Origin of the sequence: Williamsia muralis, assembly GCF_051487485.1 — a bacterium.
GTDB lineage: Bacteria > Actinomycetota > Actinomycetes > Mycobacteriales > Mycobacteriaceae > Williamsia > Williamsia muralis_B.
Genome location: NZ_JAHVCV010000001.1, coordinates 560,887 through 577,730, shown reverse-complemented (window position 1 = coordinate 577,730; position 16,844 = coordinate 560,887). Strand labels below are relative to the sequence as shown.

Sequence of the window (16,844 nt, the reverse complement as noted above, 5' to 3'; positions counted from 1 at the left end):
GCAGTGCGGGCAGTAGTCCCGGACCGGGCCAGAAGGCGGAACTGTCACTGCCCGGTCTCCGAGGACGCCGCTCCCCCGGATCCACCTGCGCCTGTCTCCAGGGGCCTGCCGGCCTGCGCCCACGCCAGGATTCCGCCCCCGACGTTCGCGCCCTCGTACCCGCGCTGCGAGAGGTACCCGAGCACGCGGGCCGAGCGGCCACCCGAGTGACAGATGACAAACAGCTCGGCGTCGGGGTCGATTTCGTCGACCCGAGCGGGCACTTCGGCGAGAGGGATGTGGAGGGCTCCGGGAACGTGCCCGTTAGCCCACTCGTCGTCTTCTCGAACGTCCAGCAGGATCCTGTTCGTCTCTGCCGTGAAATCGACCGGTAGGTCGGTGACGGGCACCGACGGAACATCCGACATAGTCACCCGTCCATGGTGGCACGCTGTCTCGGCGTGCGCCGCCACCCCGCAGTTTTCAACAGGTTATCCACAGGCCCCCGCATTCAACTCAGCGTCGCTCAAATATCGAGATAATTAACAATCCGAAAGATAATCCTTCGAGCAGCAACTTGTTTTGTGACGAGGTTCACTAACAATTCACTCAAAACGCCGAGTTCTCCACAGTTTCCACAGCCTCATCCACAGGTTGAGTGTTTGCTGGCAGGCTCTGAACCAGCGCGTTAGGCGACGCCTGTGGATAACTTCACGTCAACCGGAGACGACAACTCACAGGGTCCGATTTGCGGCCGACACCCCTTCGGTGCATCGCCGGCTCGGTCAGTACACCGACCACTCCGACTGCGAGTACTCGAGGATCCGCGGCTGCATCAGGGTGGACGAGGGCATCTCCAAGGGCGGACGGTCGGGCGGGAAGGTACGGGCAGCGTCCAGTTCGTCTGCCGACAGGAAGCGGCGGTCCACCGCAGGGTCCACCGTCACTGCCGGTGCTACGTCACCCGCTGCCCCCAGAAAGAAACCCCAGTCGCCGAACGAGGGCACGTCGACGTGATAGGCCGCGGTTGTCACCCCTGCCTCGGCGATGCTCTGGCCGATGCACCAGAACGAGCGGGGCGCGAAGTAGGGAGAGCCCGCCTGCACGACCATTCGGGCACCGGGCGCCAGGTGCCCGCGGATCAGGCCGTAGAACTCCACCGAGTACAGCTTGGCGGTTGCCGTCTCGTCAGGGTCCGGCATGTCGACGATGACGGCCTCGAACAGCCCCGGGTCCTCACGCAACCAGTTGAACGCGTCGGCCGTCACCACCGAGACCCGGTCGTCGGCGAAGGCGTTGCCGTTGAGCTCCGTGAGTCTCGGATCTGTGCGCGCCAAATCGACCATCCGAGGGTCGAGTTCGACGAGATGCACCGACTGCACATCGCGGTACTTCAGCACCTCGCGTAGTGCCAGACCGTCGCCACCGCCCAGGATCAGGACGTTGTCCCGCTTCTGCGCCAGCGCCGGGTGCACCAGCGCCTCGTGGTATCGGTACTCGTCCACGCTGGAGAACTGCAGATCGCCGTTGAGGAACAGCCGGGTGTCCTCGCCGTCCGGGAGGCCGCGATTGGTGATCACGATGTCCTGGATCGGGGTTCGGTCGGCCAGCACGATCGGGTCGCGATACAGCGCCTGCCGTGCGTTGACCTCGAAGGTGTCGGCATAGAACATCGCAGCCACCAACACCGCGACCACACCGACCGATCCGGCGCCCAATGCCAGCATGCGGGCACGACCGAGGTCCCGGCGGAACACGATGAGCACAAGAGCGGCTCCGGCAACGGCGTTGATCATGCCGACCACGAGCGCGCCGCGGATCTGGCCGAGCAGTGGTAGCAACAGGAATGGGAACGCCAGGCCACCGAGCAACGCGCCCACGTAGTCGGCCGCGAACAGATCGGCCACCGCAGACCCTGCCGACTGCTTCCTGATGTGCTGGAGCAACACCATCAGCAGGGGTATCTCGGCGCCGATCAGCATTCCGAGCACAAAGGCAACCACCACGAGCGACTGTGTGTACAGCGACAGATAAGCGAACGCCCCGTACAGCGCCAGCACCGAGAGACCGCCGAGCAAAGCCAGCACCAATTCGATGACCGCGAAGCTGACGGCGGCCCGGTTCTGCAGAGGTTTGGCGGCCAGTGAGCCGATGCCCATCGCAAACACCATCACCGACAACACGATTGCGGCCTGCGTGGCCGTGTTGCCGATCAGGTACGACCCCAGCGTGACGAGCGCGAGCTCGTAGACCAGTCCGCAGGCGGCGCAGATGAACACCACCGCCAGCAGTGCTGACCGTGCTGCCCGGCGTAGCGGCGGCGGCGCGGTGGTGTCGGGTGGGGCGGTGGACGTGGCCAATGGAGCGGACTACAGCAGTGACGCGGCGATGATCAGTCCGGCACCCACGTGCACCGTTGCCGAGACCCACACGGCGGGGTGCGGTCGATCATCCAACAACACCTGGCCCAGGTCTCCGGGCGAGAGCGCGTCGACGAGGATGAAGGTCAACGCCATCACGAAGATCCCGATCACCGTGTAGATGAGGGTGTAGAGCAGGCCCTCACCGAGGTCGCCTTCGCTGGCGGTGATCGCCGCGACGATGATGATCGCCACCGCCAGGGTGTTGCTCGCCACCAGGATGCACGCGTTCCGGTTGCGGTCCACCCAGACCTGTTGTCGCAGTTTGCCCGGCGTCACCAGGTCGACGGCGACGAACCCGAGGATCATCAGCAACACGCCTACGCAGCTGTACGCCGCAGCCGATACGACGTTGTCGCGCAAGATCTCCCACTCCACTTTGTCTCCCACCTGTTGTTTTCTGCGCTACTTGCCGGAACCGCCGCCGCCACCCCGATAGTCGGAGCCGCCACCGGAAAAATTGGGACGTGAGACCCAGAACCCACCGATGAACCCGCCGTAATGGCGGTACCCGGATTCGTAGTCGTCGCTGAGCATCACGCGGGTGTTGTTGTCTTCGTAGGGAAAGAGGCCCACGAGGTAGTCGGGATACTGCATGAACAAACCACTCGTGGGCACCCCGGCGACGGTCTGGGTCGCCTGACGCTGATCGGCCGGCCTCTGGGCACCGCGGATCTGGCCGGCGACTTGCTCGGGAGTGCCGTCGGCGATGTACGCATCCACCGATCCTTCGTCCAGGTTCGGCGCCCGTTCATAGTTCTGCTGGATGTAGCTGCGCGCGCTGGTGGATGCCACCCCACCGGACACGCATGAAAAGGCAAGCAGCGCAACGGCCACCAGGACGATGGCGGCGATGATGCCGTTGCGGATGCGGTTGAGGGGCTTGCGGTTGTAGCCGCCGGCATCGTGGTTGTAGGTCATCAACGCACCTGCACGAGACTCGAGGTGATCACCACGTCACCCGTCTGGGGATAGGCGTGCCAGGTGTCCCAGCGGATCCGGTCGCCGAGGTCGGCGGCGATGATCGCGGTGAAGGCATCGGGGCTGCCGGGGTAATGCCCGATCAGCGCATGCGGTCCTGTCGCGCGATCCGAGATCTGGGCGCCGAGCACGGAGAGGGACCGTGCGCTGTGGCGTTCGGTTCGCGCCCGGAACGAGACGGTGGGCGTCTGCAACGTCGACGGGAGTTTTCGGTGCTGCCCGGGGAGGCACGCCAGGGTTTCGACGGTCTCTCCGAGGGCGGTCACCGCGCTGACCTGGTGGCTTGCGCCCAACAACCGCAATGTGAGGTCTGCGTTGTCGAACTGGCAGCGAACGGTGGACAGAGCGGGCAGCAACGGCTCATCGAAGGACAAGGCCAGCTGGTCGGCGCTGGTGTCCGAGTACGGCACCGCGAGAATCGCCTGCATGCTCAGCTCGGACCGGTGTCTGCGGTAAAGATGCGGTACTCGGCGCGAGCCAGGACCTGTCCCCGCGCGCATTCCCACCCCGAACCGAAGTCCTCGAAGGACAACCGGGCGTCGCCGGCCGAATAGTCGTGATACGACATGTTTCCGGTGGCCAGGCCGGTGGTTCCAGCGCTGGTGAACCTTGCCGACCCGGTCTCGTCCGACGAGTACCGGCGGCCGTCTACCTCGATCGACTCGGGCCCGGGGGAAACGGCGACACCCTCGAGTTCCTCCCACAGCACCACCTCGAGATCGGGGTCCTCCTCCACCGACACCCACGCCTTGCGGCCGGTCCCGGTGTCGAGGAAGTTCTCGGTCCACGAGAAGCCACTCTGCGAGAGGGTCAGGGTGCCCCGGACCGCGAACATCTCCCCGCGGATCTCCACCATGTCGCCGGGCTTGAGCGCCCGAGGATCTCCACGGACGGCATCGTCGTCGGCACTCGAGAACGGATCCCGCGGAGCGTACGCACGGTCACGAACCGCCTTGGTCTCGGCTGCCTGGCGCTCGCGACGTTTCGCGATTGTGTTGAACAGCATGATCACCGCGATGATGGCCAGTATCGCGACGATGATGATCAGCAGCGACTCCATGCGATGAACCTATCCAATTCGGACAGGTCCCGTGCCGCCAGGACCACCCGAGCGACGCCTAGAGGCCGATCCGCATCCAGTGCGCTCGACGTTCGGCGGCCGCCATCACACCGGTGACCACGCCATCGAAGGTCTCGGCAGCCATCGCCGCCATCCGACCTTCGCTGCGCGACACACCCCCGGTCAGCCGCGTCAGCAGCGGTTTAGGTGAGGCGATGATCTCGAGTTCGGCGTCAGGGAAGCGTTCGGCCAGTACCGACCGCAACACTCCGATTCCGTCGACGAGGCCCACGTCGGCAGCGGCGCGGCCCACCCAGACGTCGCCGCTGAACAGCTCGGCGTCGGACCCGACGAGTTTGGCGCCACGGCGCTGACGCACCCAGGTGATGAATGCGGCGTGCAGGTCGTTCTGGAGACCGTGGAGCCAGGCGACGTCTTCGGGCTTCTCCGCCGAGAACGGATCAAGACGCGACTTGTTCTCGCCTGCGGTGTAGACCCGCCGTTCCACTCCCACCCTGCCCAGCAACTCCGGAGCGCCGAAACCCGACGACACCACACCGATCGAACCGACGATCGACGTGTGCGCGGCGTAGATCTCGTCGGCCGCACAGGCGATCCAGTAGCCGCCGGATGCTGCCGCGTCCTCACAGAACGCGATCACCCGAATGCCCTTCTCTGAGGACAACTGGCGGATGCGTTCAGCGATGTACTCCGACTGTGCGGGCGAACCACCTGGGGAATTGATGACCAGAACGACTGCTTTGAGCCGCTCGGTCTCGAACGCGCGCCTGAGTTTCGGTTCCAGGTTGTCGGCGGTCAAGCCACCACGTGCCATCCCGACCGAGCCGATCGGACCCTCCAGGCGCACCACTGCAACCTTGTCGGCGTGTGCCTTGGCCATCTTCTTGGCGAGCTGCTTGATCGGACCCATCCCTCAACAATATGCGCGTGTACGCCGGTGGCAGCCGAACATCGACTCAGCCGGAACGACAAAGGCGCGCGACCGGTGCCGGACACACGGCGGTCGATGTCAGACTGTCGTCATGGGACACCGCTTCGGAGTGAGTGATCGATGACGATCCGCTGGCTCAGCGCCTTTCTCGACTTTCCTGCCGACAGCTTCAGCAACGAGGTGACGTTCTGGCGAGCTATCGCCGGGAGTACGGTGTCGCCCGCCCGAGGACCGGACCGCCAGTTCGCATCTCTGGAGCCTTTCAACGGCGACCCGCACCTGCGTGTTCAGCGGGTGAAGGACGGGCCCGGCGGTGTCCATCTCGATCTGCACGTCGACGACATCAAGCCGGCCACCGCCCACGCCAAGTCGCTCGGCGCCCACATCGTCTCTGCAGCAAGCGACTTGGTGGTGTTGACCTCGCCAGCCGGATTCGGGTTCTGCCTGGTTCCGTGGAACGGCGAACACGAACGTTCCCGGCCCATCCGGTGGCCCGGCGACACCATCAGCATCATCGATCAGCTCTGCATCGACATCCCGGCGAAACTGTATGACGCCGAGTGCGACTTCTGGGCCACGCTCACCGGCTGGCCGTGGCGTCAGGGCGTGATGCCCGAATTCCGTAATCTGCGACGTCCGAAGGAGATGCCGCTACGGGTGCTGCTCCAACGGATCGGCTCATCCACGATCGGTGGTCATCTCGACCTCGCCAGCACCCACCCCGACGAGGAGGTCGCCCGACACGAGGGGTGGGGCGCCAAAGTGGAGCAGCACCACCGGTTCTGGACCGTGATGTCGGACCCGATCGGTCGCCGCTACTGCATCACCCATCGCAACCCGCGGTCAGGCGACCTGACACACTAGCCGCCGGTCGGTCCAGACGGCCACGAAGGAGACGCGCACCGTGGAGCAACCTGGGTACGACGCAGTGGCGGACCTGTATGCCGCAACGTTTCCTCATCCCTTCCTGACTCCCTTCGAAGAGCACGCCGTCGCGGCGTTCGCCGACACGGTCCGAGACCGTCACGCCGATGGACCGGTTGTTGATGTCGGGTGCGGGCTGGGACAGGTCACCGCATTTCTGGCCGAACGGGGTCTGGTGTCGATCGGCATCGACCCCAGCGAGCAGATGCTCGCATGGGCGACGCGCGAGTTCCCACATCTCGATTTCGTCCGAGGTGATGCCACGCTTGATCAACTCGATGGCGACCTGCCGATCGCTGCCATCCTGGCGCGTTTCAGCCTGATCCACATACCGCCCGAGGACATCCCGGATGTACTGCGCTGCTGGGCCTCTCGGACCTCTGCGGGCGCGCCGATCCTGCTGGCGTGCCAGATCAGTTCGCACGCCGGACAAGTCGAGCAGTTCGACCACAAAGTGGCGCCCGCCTGGCGATGGCACCCCGATCGATTGGCAGCGGCCTTGTCCGACGCCGGATTCGACGAGGTGTGGCGGGCGGTGAGCCAACCCGACGATCAACACCGATTCGCTGACGTCCACATGCTCGCCACACGGCGATGAGACCACGACGTGGCCCCGGGTCACGTTGTGCGGCGCCGCCGCTCTGCATCTGCCGCAAGACGTCGCGTTTGCTGGGCCGCTGCGGCCTTGTCGAGGCCGTTACCGCGCTCACGTAGGTTGCCGGTGACCTTTTCACGGTGCTCCACCGGCTTGTTGTCGTCGTACTTGAACTTCGCCTCGACCCGCAGAACAGCCAGCCGAATACCGCGGATACCGGGCAACATTCGGCCGTAGGGGGCCTCACCAGGAGTGACGGGTGCGTGCTCGACTTCCGGCTGGAAGTCGTCGAGTTGGGCGGTGAGTATGCGCGCCTTGTCTTCTGGGTCGTCCGTGATCGTCGGCCGGCACACGAACTGCACGGCGGTGTAATAGCTCGTTGGCACGCCATGCTCCACCGGCTGATCCGCAGCGGCGCGCCAGTTGGACGGGATGTAGGCGTAGTCCCCCACCACCGCCAGCCTCACCTCGGCGGCGGCCTGCAGATGCTGCCACACCGGGTTCGGTCGGGCCAGGTGGATGAGCAATTCGTCGCGGCCCGCGGCCGTGAAGTGCGTGGGAACCAGAATCGGCGCCTGCGCGGGATCGAGATTGTTGACCGCAAGAATCCCGAACCGATCGGTTGAAGCGATCCACTGCTGCCATTCGTCAGGATCGGCTGCGGCATCCCAAGGATGAATGAGCATGTCAGCAAACCACTTTCACGTTGTGATCGAGAGAGTTCTGGACGCCACCCGTACATGGGGCCCCAGGAGTTCAAGCTGGGTGATCAGCTCGTCGGTCGCGGCCTGGAGTTGCTCGTCGGCCATGGGATCGAGTGCGTCGAGAATGAACAGAGCCTCGGACGTGCCGTCGGTGAGTTGCGTGCGTTGAGCTTGTCGCCAGTTCCATCTACGGCAGGTGACTCCGGCGCCGTCACACCACACCACTTCTCCGGCAGCCGGATGATCGATGACCGTCTCACCACCGGCCACAGTGTCGAACGATTCCTCACCGGTGGCCCGTAGCAGTCGTGGTGAGCCGCGATATCCGGCCAGATCTTCTCCGCCGAGGGGGATCTGATGGAGTACCGAGATCGCGTTGTACAGGTCCGTCAGCCGATTGACCCTGGGCAGCCCGGTCTCGGCCCGCCGCAAGAGGGCTTCGACACTGTTGCGTGTGCGCTGTGGTTTGGCTCCGAACGCCCGATACGCCTCGCGCCATGCCGCCACGTGTGGGAGATGCTCAACGGGTTGCGCGGCAAGCAGTGTCCGAGCGGCTGCTTCTGCTCTGCGCAGCAGGGCGTCGCCCACTTCATCGCTCGGAGCCGGCGCGAGTCCATCGACGGCAAGCAGCACTGCTCGGTAGTCCGGCCGGAGGTCGAACACTGCGGGATCGACCTCTGCTCCGGCCAGCAGCGGGACAGCCTCATCGAACTCGGTCATCGATCCTTCTCCGTTCTCAGCTGGACACCGACACCCGGTTCGTACACCGCCAGTACGAATCTTGTTGCCTCGGTGCCAGGGTTGACATAGGAGTGTCCGACGTCGCCGGTGAACGTCACCGCATCCCCTACCTCGAGAGTGACTGCGTCATCTCCGATTTCGACAAGGAGTTCGCCTTCACGAACGTGGATGATCTCGGTGGTCCCGGCCGTATGCGGTTCACTGTCGTGGCGTTCGCCCGGAGAAAGCAGCCAGTCCCACAACTCCATGACGTCGGGCGCGCCGGTCCCGGCCACCAGCAGACCGCGGCCACCGAACTGCCCACTCCACAGCTCGGCACCCTCGCCGTCACGAATTACCCTGATCGCCTTGGCGTTCGGGGGTTCGACCAGTGCGGGCAACCCTACCCCCAGCGCGTCGCTGAGCTTGAGGAGTGACCCCACACTCGGATTGGCGTCACCTTGCTCGACACTGACGAGTAAGCGTCTGCTCACGCCGGCTGCCGCTGCCAGCTGATCGAGAGTCCACTGGCGAGAAAGGCGCTCCTGCCTGACTCGCGCGCCGATCGCCGCAGACAGTGTCGACACAGCCACATCCATGCAGTGCACTATATCGCACGGACAGTGCATCCGACGTACTCGCGCTTTTCGGCGCCACCGAGCCTTTTAGTCTTGCCGGATGGCCTTCGAATTGATCGGCGGAATCGAGAAGCGGGCGATAGTCCTGGTCCCGTACAACGATGCCTGGCCCCAGACCTTCGAACGAGAGCGCCGTCGTATTGCGGCCGCGCTCGGTGACGGGGCCCTTCGTATCGATCACATCGGATCGACTTCGATTCCAGGTCTGGTCGCAAAGCCCGTCATCGACATCGATCTGAGCGTCGCCGACCCTGATGACGAGGCGAGCTACCTGCCGGCCCTCGAATCAGCCGGCTATCGTCTTCGCGTGCGTGAGCCCGGGCATCGAATGGTGCGCACGGCAAACCTCGACGTTCACGTTCACATCTGTCGCAGTGGAAGCGATTGGGAACGTCGGCACCTCCTGTTCCGAGATTGGTTGCGCCACGACCCGCGCGACCGCAAAGCCTATGGCGAACTCAAACAGTCCCTGGCTCAGCGCGATTGGCAGGACATGAACGCCTACGCCTCGGCCAAGGGACCCCTCATCGAAGAGATCACCGCGCGGGCCGAGAAGTGGGCCGCGCAGGGCGCATGGCGTGGGCTGGAGAAATCGTGACCATCGCCGACTACCAGGTCACTGACGCCGACCGTCGCCCGTTGCCGCGGTCATACCGAACCGAGCCTCGCCATCTTGGCTATCGGGACGGCGATCTCACGAAACCTTTTGCACACTACCTGGACTCGACGATGAAACCACTTTCGTCGCACGTCGACAAAGCACTGAGAACCGGCCCGGAACCCACGGCCGGAGGCTACGAGGTGGAAGATGTCGCTGAGCATCTGTCGGCGAGGGGATACACACCGGTGGAAACCGGATGGACCCGAACTTCGGCGGGAACTCTTGTGGTGTCGTGCCTGACCGACATGCCCGATGTCACGGCCGACATGTGGGATTGGTGGTTCGGGTGGCATGGCTCTGACAGCGCTCGTTACAAGTTGTGGCACCCTCGCGCCCATGTCTTCGCGGCGTGGGGAGATGATCGCACTTCCCAGCGGCACCTGACGGACACGGAGCGCTACATCGGGAACGTGTCATACGTCGACGAGTACATCGGATCCACCTTGTCGCACTTCGCAATCAGGTTCGTCGAACCAGGCTCGCTGGGTTTTGCCCCCAGCGCAGGTACCACCCACATCTGCGCCCGCATCGGTACAAGCGACTTCCCGGTGGTCGCTGGGTGACTTGTTCACCAGGTCCGCCCCACCGATCGCGGTAGTGAGATGAGGTCCCGATTCTTTCTCGGACGCGCCGAAATCCTGGATGTACCAGCGAGTTCCACATCGCGACCCATGAGCGCCCGATTGCTCACCAATCCGGTGGGTCACCGAGCACTTGCGCCTGTGGTCGCCATGGTCGGACGTAGACGCACCGGCGCACAGCTCGCTCGAAATCTCCTCCGCCACTGCGCCGAAGAGATGAACCACTTGGCTGCGTTCTTACCCAGACTCTTCGCCGAATTCCGCGATGGTTCTTGATCATCGCTCAGGTCCACTAACCCGGCGTCTCGGCGCTTCTGCTCTGGGCGGCCTTCAATCGGGCCTTCTTCTGGCGGTTCCCACACGTGTTCATGTCACACCATCTGCGAGTTCGACTTTGACTGGTGTCGAAGAAGGCCGCCTGACAGGTTTGCGAGGCGCACAAGGCCAACCTCCCGTCGCGTTCGCCTGCGATGATGCTGATCGCGTCGGCGGCGATCACGCCCAGGGCATCTTCGACACGGGAGGGCGAACTGAGTCGCCAGAGGCGATTGCCGTCGGGCGTCAGGATCGCCGCAGCTCTGCCATCGATGCTGCAGTCGTTGATGATCCGGACGGCGGATTTCGGGAGGTCACTCCACACCGCTGCAGCCGTCGCGACGGCGTGAATGGCTTCCCGCAGTTCCCGAGCACGCTCGAGCTGCGCCGCGGTGCATGACTCCACATTCAGACCGTTGATCTGTAACCAGTCGACCAGCCGGTGAGGCGTCGGTATGCGTTCGACGGCTTCACCATGTCGCTCCGACAACGTTCCGGTGAAGCTGGTTGCCAGCACACTCCCGAGGCGGAAGTCAGGAAAACCCACGGACATGGAACCACCTTAGCCGGTTGCGGATGGCGAGCCTCGACTGTTAGAACTGTCTTAGGTGGTTCCAGAACCGTCTTAGACGGTTCCCAACAATTGGAGAACTGATGCACACCGACGAGGTACACGACTTCTGGGCCCATGCACCTGGCTCGGAGCTCGAGGATCTCCGCACCCGCATATCTGCCACGCGGCTCCCAGAAGCCGAGACGGTTCACTCCCCCGCGCCGGATCCCCGCCGATGGGATCAAGGTGTGCCCCTCGCCGACCTCACCGAGGTCCTGAATTACTGGCGCACACAGTACAACTGGCGGTCGTTCGAAACCCGGCTCAACCAGATCGGCCAGTTCCGCACGACGATTGACGGTCTGGGAATTCACTTTCTGCACCGCAGGTCTGCCCGCACCGACGCCACTCCGCTCATCGTGACCCACGGTTGGCCGGGCAGCATTGCTGAGTTCATCGGCGTGGTGGACGAGCTTGCGGATCCGAAAGATGCCGACGCTCCCGCATTTCACGTCGTGGTGCCTTCGCTGCCGGGCTTCGGCTACAGCGACAGGCCCACCGCCACCGGGTGGGGAACCGAAAAGATTGCGGCCGCTTGGGTGGAACTGATGGGTCGGCTCGGTTACGGCAAGTTCCTGGCGCACGGCGGCGACTGGGGAGGTGTGATCACGACCATCCTCGGCGGTCGGTTCCCCGAACAGGTTCTCGGCATCCACACGACGCTCGCGCAAGCGCCGCCCGGACTGACAACCGATGGGCTGACAACGGCCGAACGGTCATGGGCCGAGGAGACCCAGAACTTCTGGGCCCACCGCACGGCGTATGCCAAACAGCAGGCCACCCGCCCGCAATCCATCGGCTATTCGCTCGTCGACTCGCCGGCCGGCCTGCTCGCCTGGATTCTCGACAAGTTCGCCGAATGGACTGACACCGAAGACAGCCCGTTCGAAAGAGTGTCCATCGACAGCGTTCTCGACAACGTCACCCTGTACTGGCTGACTCGCACCGGCGCTTCTGCGGCCCGCATCTACTACGAAAGCCACAACTCTCTGGATCCCGAACTCCGAGTGGACGTTCCCGCAGCGATCACCACGTACCCGGGTGATATCGAAAAGTACCCGCGCGCTTGGGCTCAGGAGCGGTTCCGGCAGATCGTCCGATGGCGTACACCCGAAATCGGCGGGCACTTCCCATCGTTGAAAGTTCCTGACTACTACATCGAAGACTTACAGCAAGGGCTCGCGGCGGTGTTGGCCGCGAACAGGTGAATCGATCCGCAAATTGTTCAGCGGGCCCAGCGTGTGACGGCACAGGGCTGACCAGCGTCGCGGCCGAACATCAGGCCGGTACCTGACGTAGCAGTTGCATGCGACTGGCCAGCCGAAACGCGTCGGGGCGTCGAGTGGCACCTTCGAGGAAGGTCACGAGTTCGTGGGTGGATACGAACTGGACGCACACATCGGCATCCACAAGCACATCAACCAGATTGATAAAACGTTGCTGAGCCTCGAGATCGGAGTCTCGAAGCAAGGGGACGTCGGTGATCGTCCAGGTGGTGAATGCTCGCGCCCATTCCAGGTACTCGATTGTCGATGTCGGGGAATCGCAGATCTGGCTGAAAGAAACCCACAGGTGAGCGGGGCGTGTCGCAAGCACCGGGAAGTGGCGGCCGCGAACTTCCGCCGTTGTGGCCTCGCTGCGTGGTGGAAGCGCCACTGGCGTTCGTGTAGTCCAGGTGCCGGCCGCGAAGCCGACTGCGTGATCAACCCGGAGCGACCGATAGTCGGTAGGGCCCTCTAGATGGAAGAGCTCCATATTCGTCTCGATCAGTTCGATGCCGGGCTCAAAAGTGTGATGCCACACCGGGTTCGGCAACAAGTCCTTTGGTGCATAGTTGGAGGTTGCGAGCACAGTGATTCCACGGCGGAACGCGTTCTCGAGCAACCGTGTCAGCAAACGTGCGTCGCCGGAATCGTGGACGTGCAGCTCATCGAAGAACAGCAACCTGCCCGCGCCGGTCACATCGTCAATTGCCCGGTCCACAGCTTCCCGCTCGGTGCGGTGATCGTGGATGTTGCGATGGAGCTCGTCGAAGAAGCGGTGGAAGTGAATGCGGGTCTTCTGGGTCGTAGGCACTGCTGCGTAGAGCGCGTCGGTCAGCCACGACTTACCCCTGCCGGCGTCGCCATAGATGTACAGGCCACGAGGCGTTGGTTGGCGTCTCTGCTTCTGGTCGGCTGTTGCTGCAACACAAGCGAGTCGGTCGAGCAGTCGCCGCTGGCCGGCGTCCAGAGTGAACCCGGCCCGCGTCGCCGATGCATCAACCGCCGCAACGAGCTGCTGCTCTGAACGCACGTTGGAAGTGTCCCATGTCGGCGCCGCATGCCACAGTGGTGGAGTGGCTCAGGAACAACACCGCCGATGGAACCACAACATCCACTACTACGACATCGCAGTGGCCGCGGCGCCGATGGCCAGAACGGCTCTCGATGTCGGAACCGGCGACGGACTCCTCGCCGCCCGCCTCGCCGAGAACGTCGATGAGGTCACCGGTATCGATTCTGACAGTGAGACGCTGGCCAACACACAGAAGAACACCCCAGCCGATGTCACGTGGATCGCTGGAGACGTACTGACGTATCCACTCCCCGAAGCGCACTACGACCTCGTCACCGCAGTGGCAACCGTCCATCACTTCCCCGACCTGGCGGCAGGACTCGAACGGCTCGCGCGTCTCACAGCTCCAGGCGGCACCCTGGTAGTCATTGGCTGCGCACGCAGTTCGACCGCGCAGGACCACGCCTTGGAACTAGTGGGCGCAGTACAACACCAAGTGCTGTCTCGCAGGCGCGGCTACTGGCAACACAACGCTCCGGTGCGGATGGACTTCCCGCACACCTATACACAGGTCAAAGACATCGCCACACACGCTTTACCAGGCCTGAGCTGGCGCCGCTTACCCCTGTGGCGCTACGCGATCACTTGGCGAAAGCCGAAGCTGGACCTATGAGCAGTACGCCGACAAGCTTGGACAACGACTTTCCCGTGCCGCGCTGTCTCGATCCTCACAGGCGAGTTCGGACACGCACGGTCGGCAAGGGTATGCGCACGCTTGTGCGCGGCTGCTCTTAAAATGAGGTGCCCGAGGCTGCGACGTGCCTCACCGTCCGAGGAAGTGGCACATGAGCTTTGATCGCCTGGAAGAGATCGTCAACGAAGCCCGTGGTCACGGGTGGTTCGTCGAGGGATCCGCGAACGCCGAGCAGCTTGCCTTCCTCAAGACTCTGGCCGCCGGCGAAGGCATGCGCCGAATCGGCGAAATCGGTTTCAACGCGGGGTTCTCGAGCTACGCGTTCCTCAGCGCGAGCCCCCTCGTTCATGTCACGTCGTTCGATCTGGCCGAACATGAGTACGTGTCAATGGCCAAGGAACACATCGACGAGGAGTTCCCGGAGCGCCACACGCTCATCGCCGGCGATTCGCGCCAGACCATTCCGCTGTTCGCCGACTCGGAGACCAACGGCACCTTCGATTTGATCTTCATCGACGGTGGGCACACGTACGAGGTTGCCTCCGCCGACATCTCCAACATGAAGCGCCTGGCCCACGAGGGCACCGTGCTCATCTTCGACGATCTGCTCCCGCACAAGCCGTGGGGCGAGGGGCCCATCCGTGCGTGGCGCGACGCGATCGAAGCCGGAACCGTGCTGCAAACAGGCTTGTTCCAGGATGGTGTCGAGGTCGAGGCGATACGCCCGGACGCAGCTCGAGGCTGGGCAGTCGGGCGATACGCCTGAAGGCCGGGACAGCGCTGTAGACCATTGACGACGAAGAGCCCGACTCTGCGGGTAGCTGCGGCGCAACCGGTCACCAAGACCGGCGACCTCCGCGCGAACGCCCTAGCTCACGCAGACGCCGTCCGGCTTTGCCGCGCACGACTTGTCGTGTTCCCGGAGATGTCTCTGACCGGGTACAGCCTGGAAGCGCAGGCCGTCGACGTCGATGACCCGGCGTTGGATCCACTGGTGGACGCATGCAAGGAGACGGGCTCGATCGCGCTGGCGGGCGCGGCTGTTCCTCACTTGTCCGGACGGGCCATCGGAGTCTTGGCGGTGGCGGGAACCGGCGTCGACGTCGTTTACCGCAAAGTGCACCTCGGAGGCCCCGAGATCGGTGTGTACGTACCGGGAACGACGGTGGCTGTGGTGGAGGTGTCGGGATGGCGTGTCGGCATCGGGATTTGCAAAGACACCCGCATCGACGATCACACCAGCGCCACCCTCGCCTCGGCGATCGATTTGTACGCTGCCGGTCTCGTTCACAGACCACACGAAGTGGTTGAGTTCGGTGTCCGCGCGCGCCGTATCTGCGCCCTGGGCTCGGTTCCAGTGGTGTTCGCGGGTTTCGCAGGTCCGACTGGCGGCGGATACACACAGACTTGCGGAGGGTCTGCCATCTGGGATGCCAACGGCCACTGCGTGATACAGGCTGGCGATCAACCCGGAGCACATGTGAGCACCGAACTCGCTGCGTAAATCAGGGATGCATTCCGACATCGAGCTCACACCCGATCAGTCTGAGAGGTCCCCACATCTCATCCCCAAAGTCATCACTATGTCGGACGCGGGGGAGGCTGGTCGCGGTCACACTATTGGGATGCTCACCAACAAGATGACTATGAACCTCGTAGCCGATGCGGCACTCATGATCGTGGGGCTTGTACTTTTGCTCTTCTTTCGCGACAGCGAGTTCTGGTGGTTCCGTGGCCAGCCGCTGGGTATCGTCCTGCTGATCTTGGGCGTCATCGGTATCGCCACGGCCGTCTGGGAAGCAAAGAAACCTCAGCGTCGTTGACCTGCAGCCTCACGATGCGCGATGGTCACTGCCAAGGCCTCGTAGATGAATCCGCATGTCCTCCAGCGCTCAAATCGAAAGGCGAGGTTCCGTGTACATCTGCGGAGGCCCGTCTCCGAACGACAATCCGGTGAAGTCATCGCTGACGAATTGGCCGGCCACAAACCGCAGGACGGTTCCGTCGGGATCAGGCACATCCAACGCGACGCCGAACGGCCCGCGGTCTTGCACCCCTCCGTGTTCAATTGCATCTTGGTCGCATCGGGCAGCGAACTCATGAACCGCATCGGCAGACTCCAGCTCGAACGCGACGACATCAAATCCGTCCATACGAGGCTTGCCTTCGCAGTGCTCGCGTTCGCGCAGCCCGACAACAACACCCGACTCAGGGTCCGCCAAAGCCACGCCGCGGACGACGCCCTGCTCCTCGAACTCGTGAGCCAACCTCAAATCGAGTAGATCCCGGTACCACCTGGCACTCTTCTCGAGATCGGTGACAGGCAGCTTGATCTGTCGGATTCGGCTCACTCTCATCGATCTCCCCTCATTCACTGGCAGCTGGATCGTCGATGACCTGTGAAGAACCTGATGTTGCGTCGTCACTGCTGCAACCCGACAATCGATGCCTCTGTGCCACAGCAGCTTTGCTCCGCAGCACTGTTCAGGGAGCAATCTGTGGCTAGGGCAGGCACACGCTACCGAAACAGTTCTGCTCTGGCGGATTGGGCGGTGGGGTGGTCGTGTCGATCACGAGAGGGATCAACTGGGCAGTTGGCGGAACAATTTCGTTCGTCACGGGATGCACGATGTTCAGCGGAGGTTCTGTGCCCCAGTATGTGTACCTGGTCACTCCGGTCGAATCGAGACCTTCGCACAACCAAGCGACGTGATAGCTGCCGTCTGGTAG

General features: G+C 63.6%; 21 protein-coding genes and 1 pseudogene. 9 read left to right on the top strand and 13 right to left on the bottom strand.

Annotated elements, in window-relative coordinates:
* Nucleotides 1–44 precede the first annotated feature (44 nt).
* From KXR83_RS02865 to KXR83_RS02835, 7 genes are all read right to left on the bottom strand, one after another.
* Nucleotides 45–407, bottom strand: coding sequence for a rhodanese-like domain-containing protein (locus tag KXR83_RS02865; RefSeq protein ID WP_437423603.1), 363 nt, complete (start codon nucleotides 405–407; stop codon nucleotides 45–47).
* A gap of 357 nt (nucleotides 408–764) precedes the next feature.
* Nucleotides 765–2,339 carry a polyamine aminopropyltransferase gene (locus tag KXR83_RS02860; protein WP_437423497.1) on the bottom strand — a complete coding sequence of 525 codons (1,575 nt, stop codon included), beginning with the start codon at nucleotides 2,337–2,339 and terminating at the stop codon, nucleotides 765–767.
* A gap of 9 nt (nucleotides 2,340–2,348) precedes the next feature.
* Nucleotides 2,349–2,789, bottom strand: a complete 441-nt coding sequence (locus KXR83_RS02855) for a DUF350 domain-containing protein (RefSeq protein WP_317712697.1) — start codon at nucleotides 2,787–2,789, stop codon at nucleotides 2,349–2,351.
* Nucleotides 2,790–2,804: 15 nt separating this feature from the next.
* Nucleotides 2,805–3,320: a DUF4247 domain-containing protein gene (locus KXR83_RS02850; RefSeq protein WP_317712696.1), complete on the bottom strand. Its 516-nt coding sequence runs from the start codon at nucleotides 3,318–3,320 to the stop codon at nucleotides 2,805–2,807.
* On the bottom strand, nucleotides 3,320–3,808 hold the full coding sequence (locus tag KXR83_RS02845) for a DUF2617 family protein (RefSeq protein WP_437423496.1): 489 nt from the start codon (nucleotides 3,806–3,808) through the stop codon (nucleotides 3,320–3,322). The genes KXR83_RS02850 and KXR83_RS02845 overlap by 1 nt, the downstream gene beginning before the upstream one ends.
* A 2-nt stretch (nucleotides 3,809–3,810) precedes the next feature.
* Nucleotides 3,811–4,440 carry a DUF4178 domain-containing protein gene (locus tag KXR83_RS02840; RefSeq protein WP_437423495.1) on the bottom strand — a complete coding sequence of 210 codons (630 nt, stop codon included), beginning with the start codon at nucleotides 4,438–4,440 and terminating at the stop codon, nucleotides 3,811–3,813.
* A 58-nt stretch (nucleotides 4,441–4,498) separates the two neighbouring features.
* Entirely contained in the window at nucleotides 4,499–5,371 is an 873-nt protein-coding gene (locus tag KXR83_RS02835) for a S49 family peptidase (protein ID WP_317712693.1), read from the bottom strand.
* Nucleotides 5,372–5,512: 141 nt separating this feature from the next.
* Between KXR83_RS02835 and KXR83_RS02830 the strand changes: the two genes are divergently transcribed.
* Together KXR83_RS02830 and KXR83_RS02825 are read left to right on the top strand one after the other, a co-directional pair.
* The gene (locus tag KXR83_RS02830; protein WP_247206860.1) at nucleotides 5,513–6,256 is read left to right on the top strand and encodes a VOC family protein; all 744 of its coding nucleotides are present in this window, start codon (nucleotides 5,513–5,515) and stop codon (nucleotides 6,254–6,256) included.
* Between the two features lie 40 nt (nucleotides 6,257–6,296).
* On the top strand, nucleotides 6,297–6,914 hold the full coding sequence (locus KXR83_RS02825; RefSeq protein ID WP_437423494.1) for a class I SAM-dependent methyltransferase: 618 nt from the start codon (nucleotides 6,297–6,299) through the stop codon (nucleotides 6,912–6,914).
* 20 nt (nucleotides 6,915–6,934) lie between these two features.
* On the opposite strand, the gene KXR83_RS02820 is transcribed toward KXR83_RS02825, so the two are convergent.
* Genes KXR83_RS02820 through KXR83_RS02810 form a run of 3 tightly spaced genes read right to left on the bottom strand, consistent with a single transcriptional unit; the run spans nucleotide 6,935 to nucleotide 8,934 of the window.
* Nucleotides 6,935–7,597, bottom strand: coding sequence for an FMN-binding negative transcriptional regulator (locus tag KXR83_RS02820; protein WP_437423493.1), 663 nt, complete (start codon nucleotides 7,595–7,597; stop codon nucleotides 6,935–6,937).
* Between the two features lie 15 nt (nucleotides 7,598–7,612).
* Nucleotides 7,613–8,335 (bottom strand): B3/B4 domain-containing protein, encoded by a 723-nt coding sequence (locus KXR83_RS02815; protein ID WP_437423492.1) that lies wholly within the window; start codon nucleotides 8,333–8,335, stop codon nucleotides 7,613–7,615.
* Nucleotides 8,332–8,934 carry a helix-turn-helix domain-containing protein gene (locus KXR83_RS02810; RefSeq protein WP_437423491.1) on the bottom strand — a complete coding sequence of 201 codons (603 nt, stop codon included), beginning with the start codon at nucleotides 8,932–8,934 and terminating at the stop codon, nucleotides 8,332–8,334. The genes KXR83_RS02815 and KXR83_RS02810 overlap by 4 nt, the downstream gene beginning before the upstream one ends.
* Nucleotides 8,935–9,013: 79 nt before the next feature.
* On the opposite strand from KXR83_RS02810, the gene KXR83_RS02805 reads away from it, so the two are divergent.
* Together KXR83_RS02805 and KXR83_RS02800 are read left to right on the top strand one after the other, a co-directional pair.
* On the top strand, nucleotides 9,014–9,571 hold the full coding sequence (locus KXR83_RS02805) for a GrpB family protein (RefSeq protein ID WP_437423490.1): 558 nt from the start codon (nucleotides 9,014–9,016) through the stop codon (nucleotides 9,569–9,571).
* Nucleotides 9,547–10,491, top strand: a pseudogene (locus KXR83_RS02800) (DAPG hydrolase family protein). The gene KXR83_RS02805 and the pseudogene KXR83_RS02800 overlap by 25 nt, the downstream one beginning before the upstream one ends.
* A 16-nt stretch (nucleotides 10,492–10,507) precedes the next feature.
* Here the strand turns inward: KXR83_RS02800 and KXR83_RS02795 are convergent.
* Nucleotides 10,508–11,083: a CGNR zinc finger domain-containing protein gene (locus tag KXR83_RS02795; protein WP_437423489.1), complete on the bottom strand. Its 576-nt coding sequence runs from the start codon at nucleotides 11,081–11,083 to the stop codon at nucleotides 10,508–10,510.
* 101 nt (nucleotides 11,084–11,184) lie between these two features.
* Between KXR83_RS02795 and KXR83_RS02790 the strand changes: the two genes are divergently transcribed.
* On the top strand, nucleotides 11,185–12,351 hold the full coding sequence (locus KXR83_RS02790; RefSeq protein WP_437423488.1) for an epoxide hydrolase family protein: 1,167 nt from the start codon (nucleotides 11,185–11,187) through the stop codon (nucleotides 12,349–12,351).
* 70 nt (nucleotides 12,352–12,421) lie between these two features.
* On the opposite strand, the gene zapE is transcribed toward KXR83_RS02790, so the two are convergent.
* Entirely contained in the window at nucleotides 12,422–13,438 is a 1,017-nt protein-coding gene (gene zapE / locus KXR83_RS02785; RefSeq protein ID WP_317712684.1) for a cell division protein ZapE, read from the bottom strand.
* Nucleotides 13,439–13,481: 43 nt separating this feature from the next.
* Here zapE and KXR83_RS02780 point away from each other — a divergent pair, with 43 nt between their 5' ends.
* From KXR83_RS02780 to KXR83_RS02765, 4 genes are all read left to right on the top strand, one after another.
* Nucleotides 13,482–14,093, top strand: a complete 612-nt coding sequence (locus tag KXR83_RS02780) for a class I SAM-dependent methyltransferase (protein WP_437423487.1) — start codon at nucleotides 13,482–13,484, stop codon at nucleotides 14,091–14,093.
* A gap of 172 nt (nucleotides 14,094–14,265) precedes the next feature.
* Nucleotides 14,266–14,880, top strand: coding sequence for an O-methyltransferase (locus tag KXR83_RS02775; protein WP_317712682.1), 615 nt, complete (start codon nucleotides 14,266–14,268; stop codon nucleotides 14,878–14,880).
* Between the two features lie 24 nt (nucleotides 14,881–14,904).
* Entirely contained in the window at nucleotides 14,905–15,618 is a 714-nt protein-coding gene (locus KXR83_RS02770; protein WP_317712681.1) for a carbon-nitrogen hydrolase family protein, read from the top strand.
* Nucleotides 15,619–15,739: 121 nt separating this feature from the next.
* Complete coding sequence (locus tag KXR83_RS02765; protein WP_317712680.1) at nucleotides 15,740–15,937, top strand: hypothetical protein; 198 nt, start codon at nucleotides 15,740–15,742, stop codon at nucleotides 15,935–15,937.
* A 69-nt stretch (nucleotides 15,938–16,006) separates the two neighbouring features.
* Here the strand turns inward: KXR83_RS02765 and KXR83_RS02760 are convergent, their stop codons facing one another.
* Nucleotides 16,007–16,465, bottom strand: coding sequence for a VOC family protein (locus tag KXR83_RS02760; RefSeq protein WP_317712679.1), 459 nt, complete (start codon nucleotides 16,463–16,465; stop codon nucleotides 16,007–16,009).
* Between the last annotated feature and the right edge of the window lie 379 nt (nucleotides 16,466–16,844).

Excerpts from the sequence above, each read along its gene's own strand:
- KXR83_RS02865 (WP_437423603.1), bottom strand. The coding sequence starts at position 407 with ATGTCGGATGTTCCGTCGGTGCCCGTCACCGACCTACCGGTCGATTTC.
- KXR83_RS02850 (WP_317712696.1), bottom strand. The coding sequence starts at position 3,320 with ATGACCTACAACCACGATGCCGGCGGCTACAACCGCAAGCCCCTCAAC.
- KXR83_RS02845 (WP_437423496.1), bottom strand. The coding sequence starts at position 3,808 with ATGCAGGCGATTCTCGCGGTGCCGTACTCGGACACCAGCGCCGACCAG.
- KXR83_RS02840 (WP_437423495.1), bottom strand. The coding sequence starts at position 4,440 with ATGGAGTCGCTGCTGATCATCATCGTCGCGATACTGGCCATCATCGCG.
- KXR83_RS02835 (WP_317712693.1), bottom strand. The coding sequence starts at position 5,371 with ATGGGTCCGATCAAGCAGCTCGCCAAGAAGATGGCCAAGGCACACGCC.
- KXR83_RS02830 (WP_247206860.1), top strand. The coding sequence starts at position 5,513 with ATGACGATCCGCTGGCTCAGCGCCTTTCTCGACTTTCCTGCCGACAGC.
- KXR83_RS02820 (WP_437423493.1), bottom strand. The coding sequence starts at position 7,597 with ATGCTCATTCATCCTTGGGATGCCGCAGCCGATCCTGACGAATGGCAG.
- KXR83_RS02815 (WP_437423492.1), bottom strand. The coding sequence starts at position 8,335 with ATGACCGAGTTCGATGAGGCTGTCCCGCTGCTGGCCGGAGCAGAGGTC.
- KXR83_RS02810 (WP_437423491.1), bottom strand. The coding sequence starts at position 8,934 with ATGGATGTGGCTGTGTCGACACTGTCTGCGGCGATCGGCGCGCGAGTC.
- KXR83_RS02805 (WP_437423490.1), top strand. The coding sequence starts at position 9,014 with ATGGCCTTCGAATTGATCGGCGGAATCGAGAAGCGGGCGATAGTCCTG.
- KXR83_RS02795 (WP_437423489.1), bottom strand. The coding sequence starts at position 11,083 with ATGTCCGTGGGTTTTCCTGACTTCCGCCTCGGGAGTGTGCTGGCAACC.
- KXR83_RS02790 (WP_437423488.1), top strand. The coding sequence starts at position 11,185 with ATGCACACCGACGAGGTACACGACTTCTGGGCCCATGCACCTGGCTCG.
- KXR83_RS02775 (WP_317712682.1), top strand. The coding sequence starts at position 14,266 with ATGAGCTTTGATCGCCTGGAAGAGATCGTCAACGAAGCCCGTGGTCAC.
- KXR83_RS02765 (WP_317712680.1), top strand. The coding sequence starts at position 15,740 with ATGCTCACCAACAAGATGACTATGAACCTCGTAGCCGATGCGGCACTC.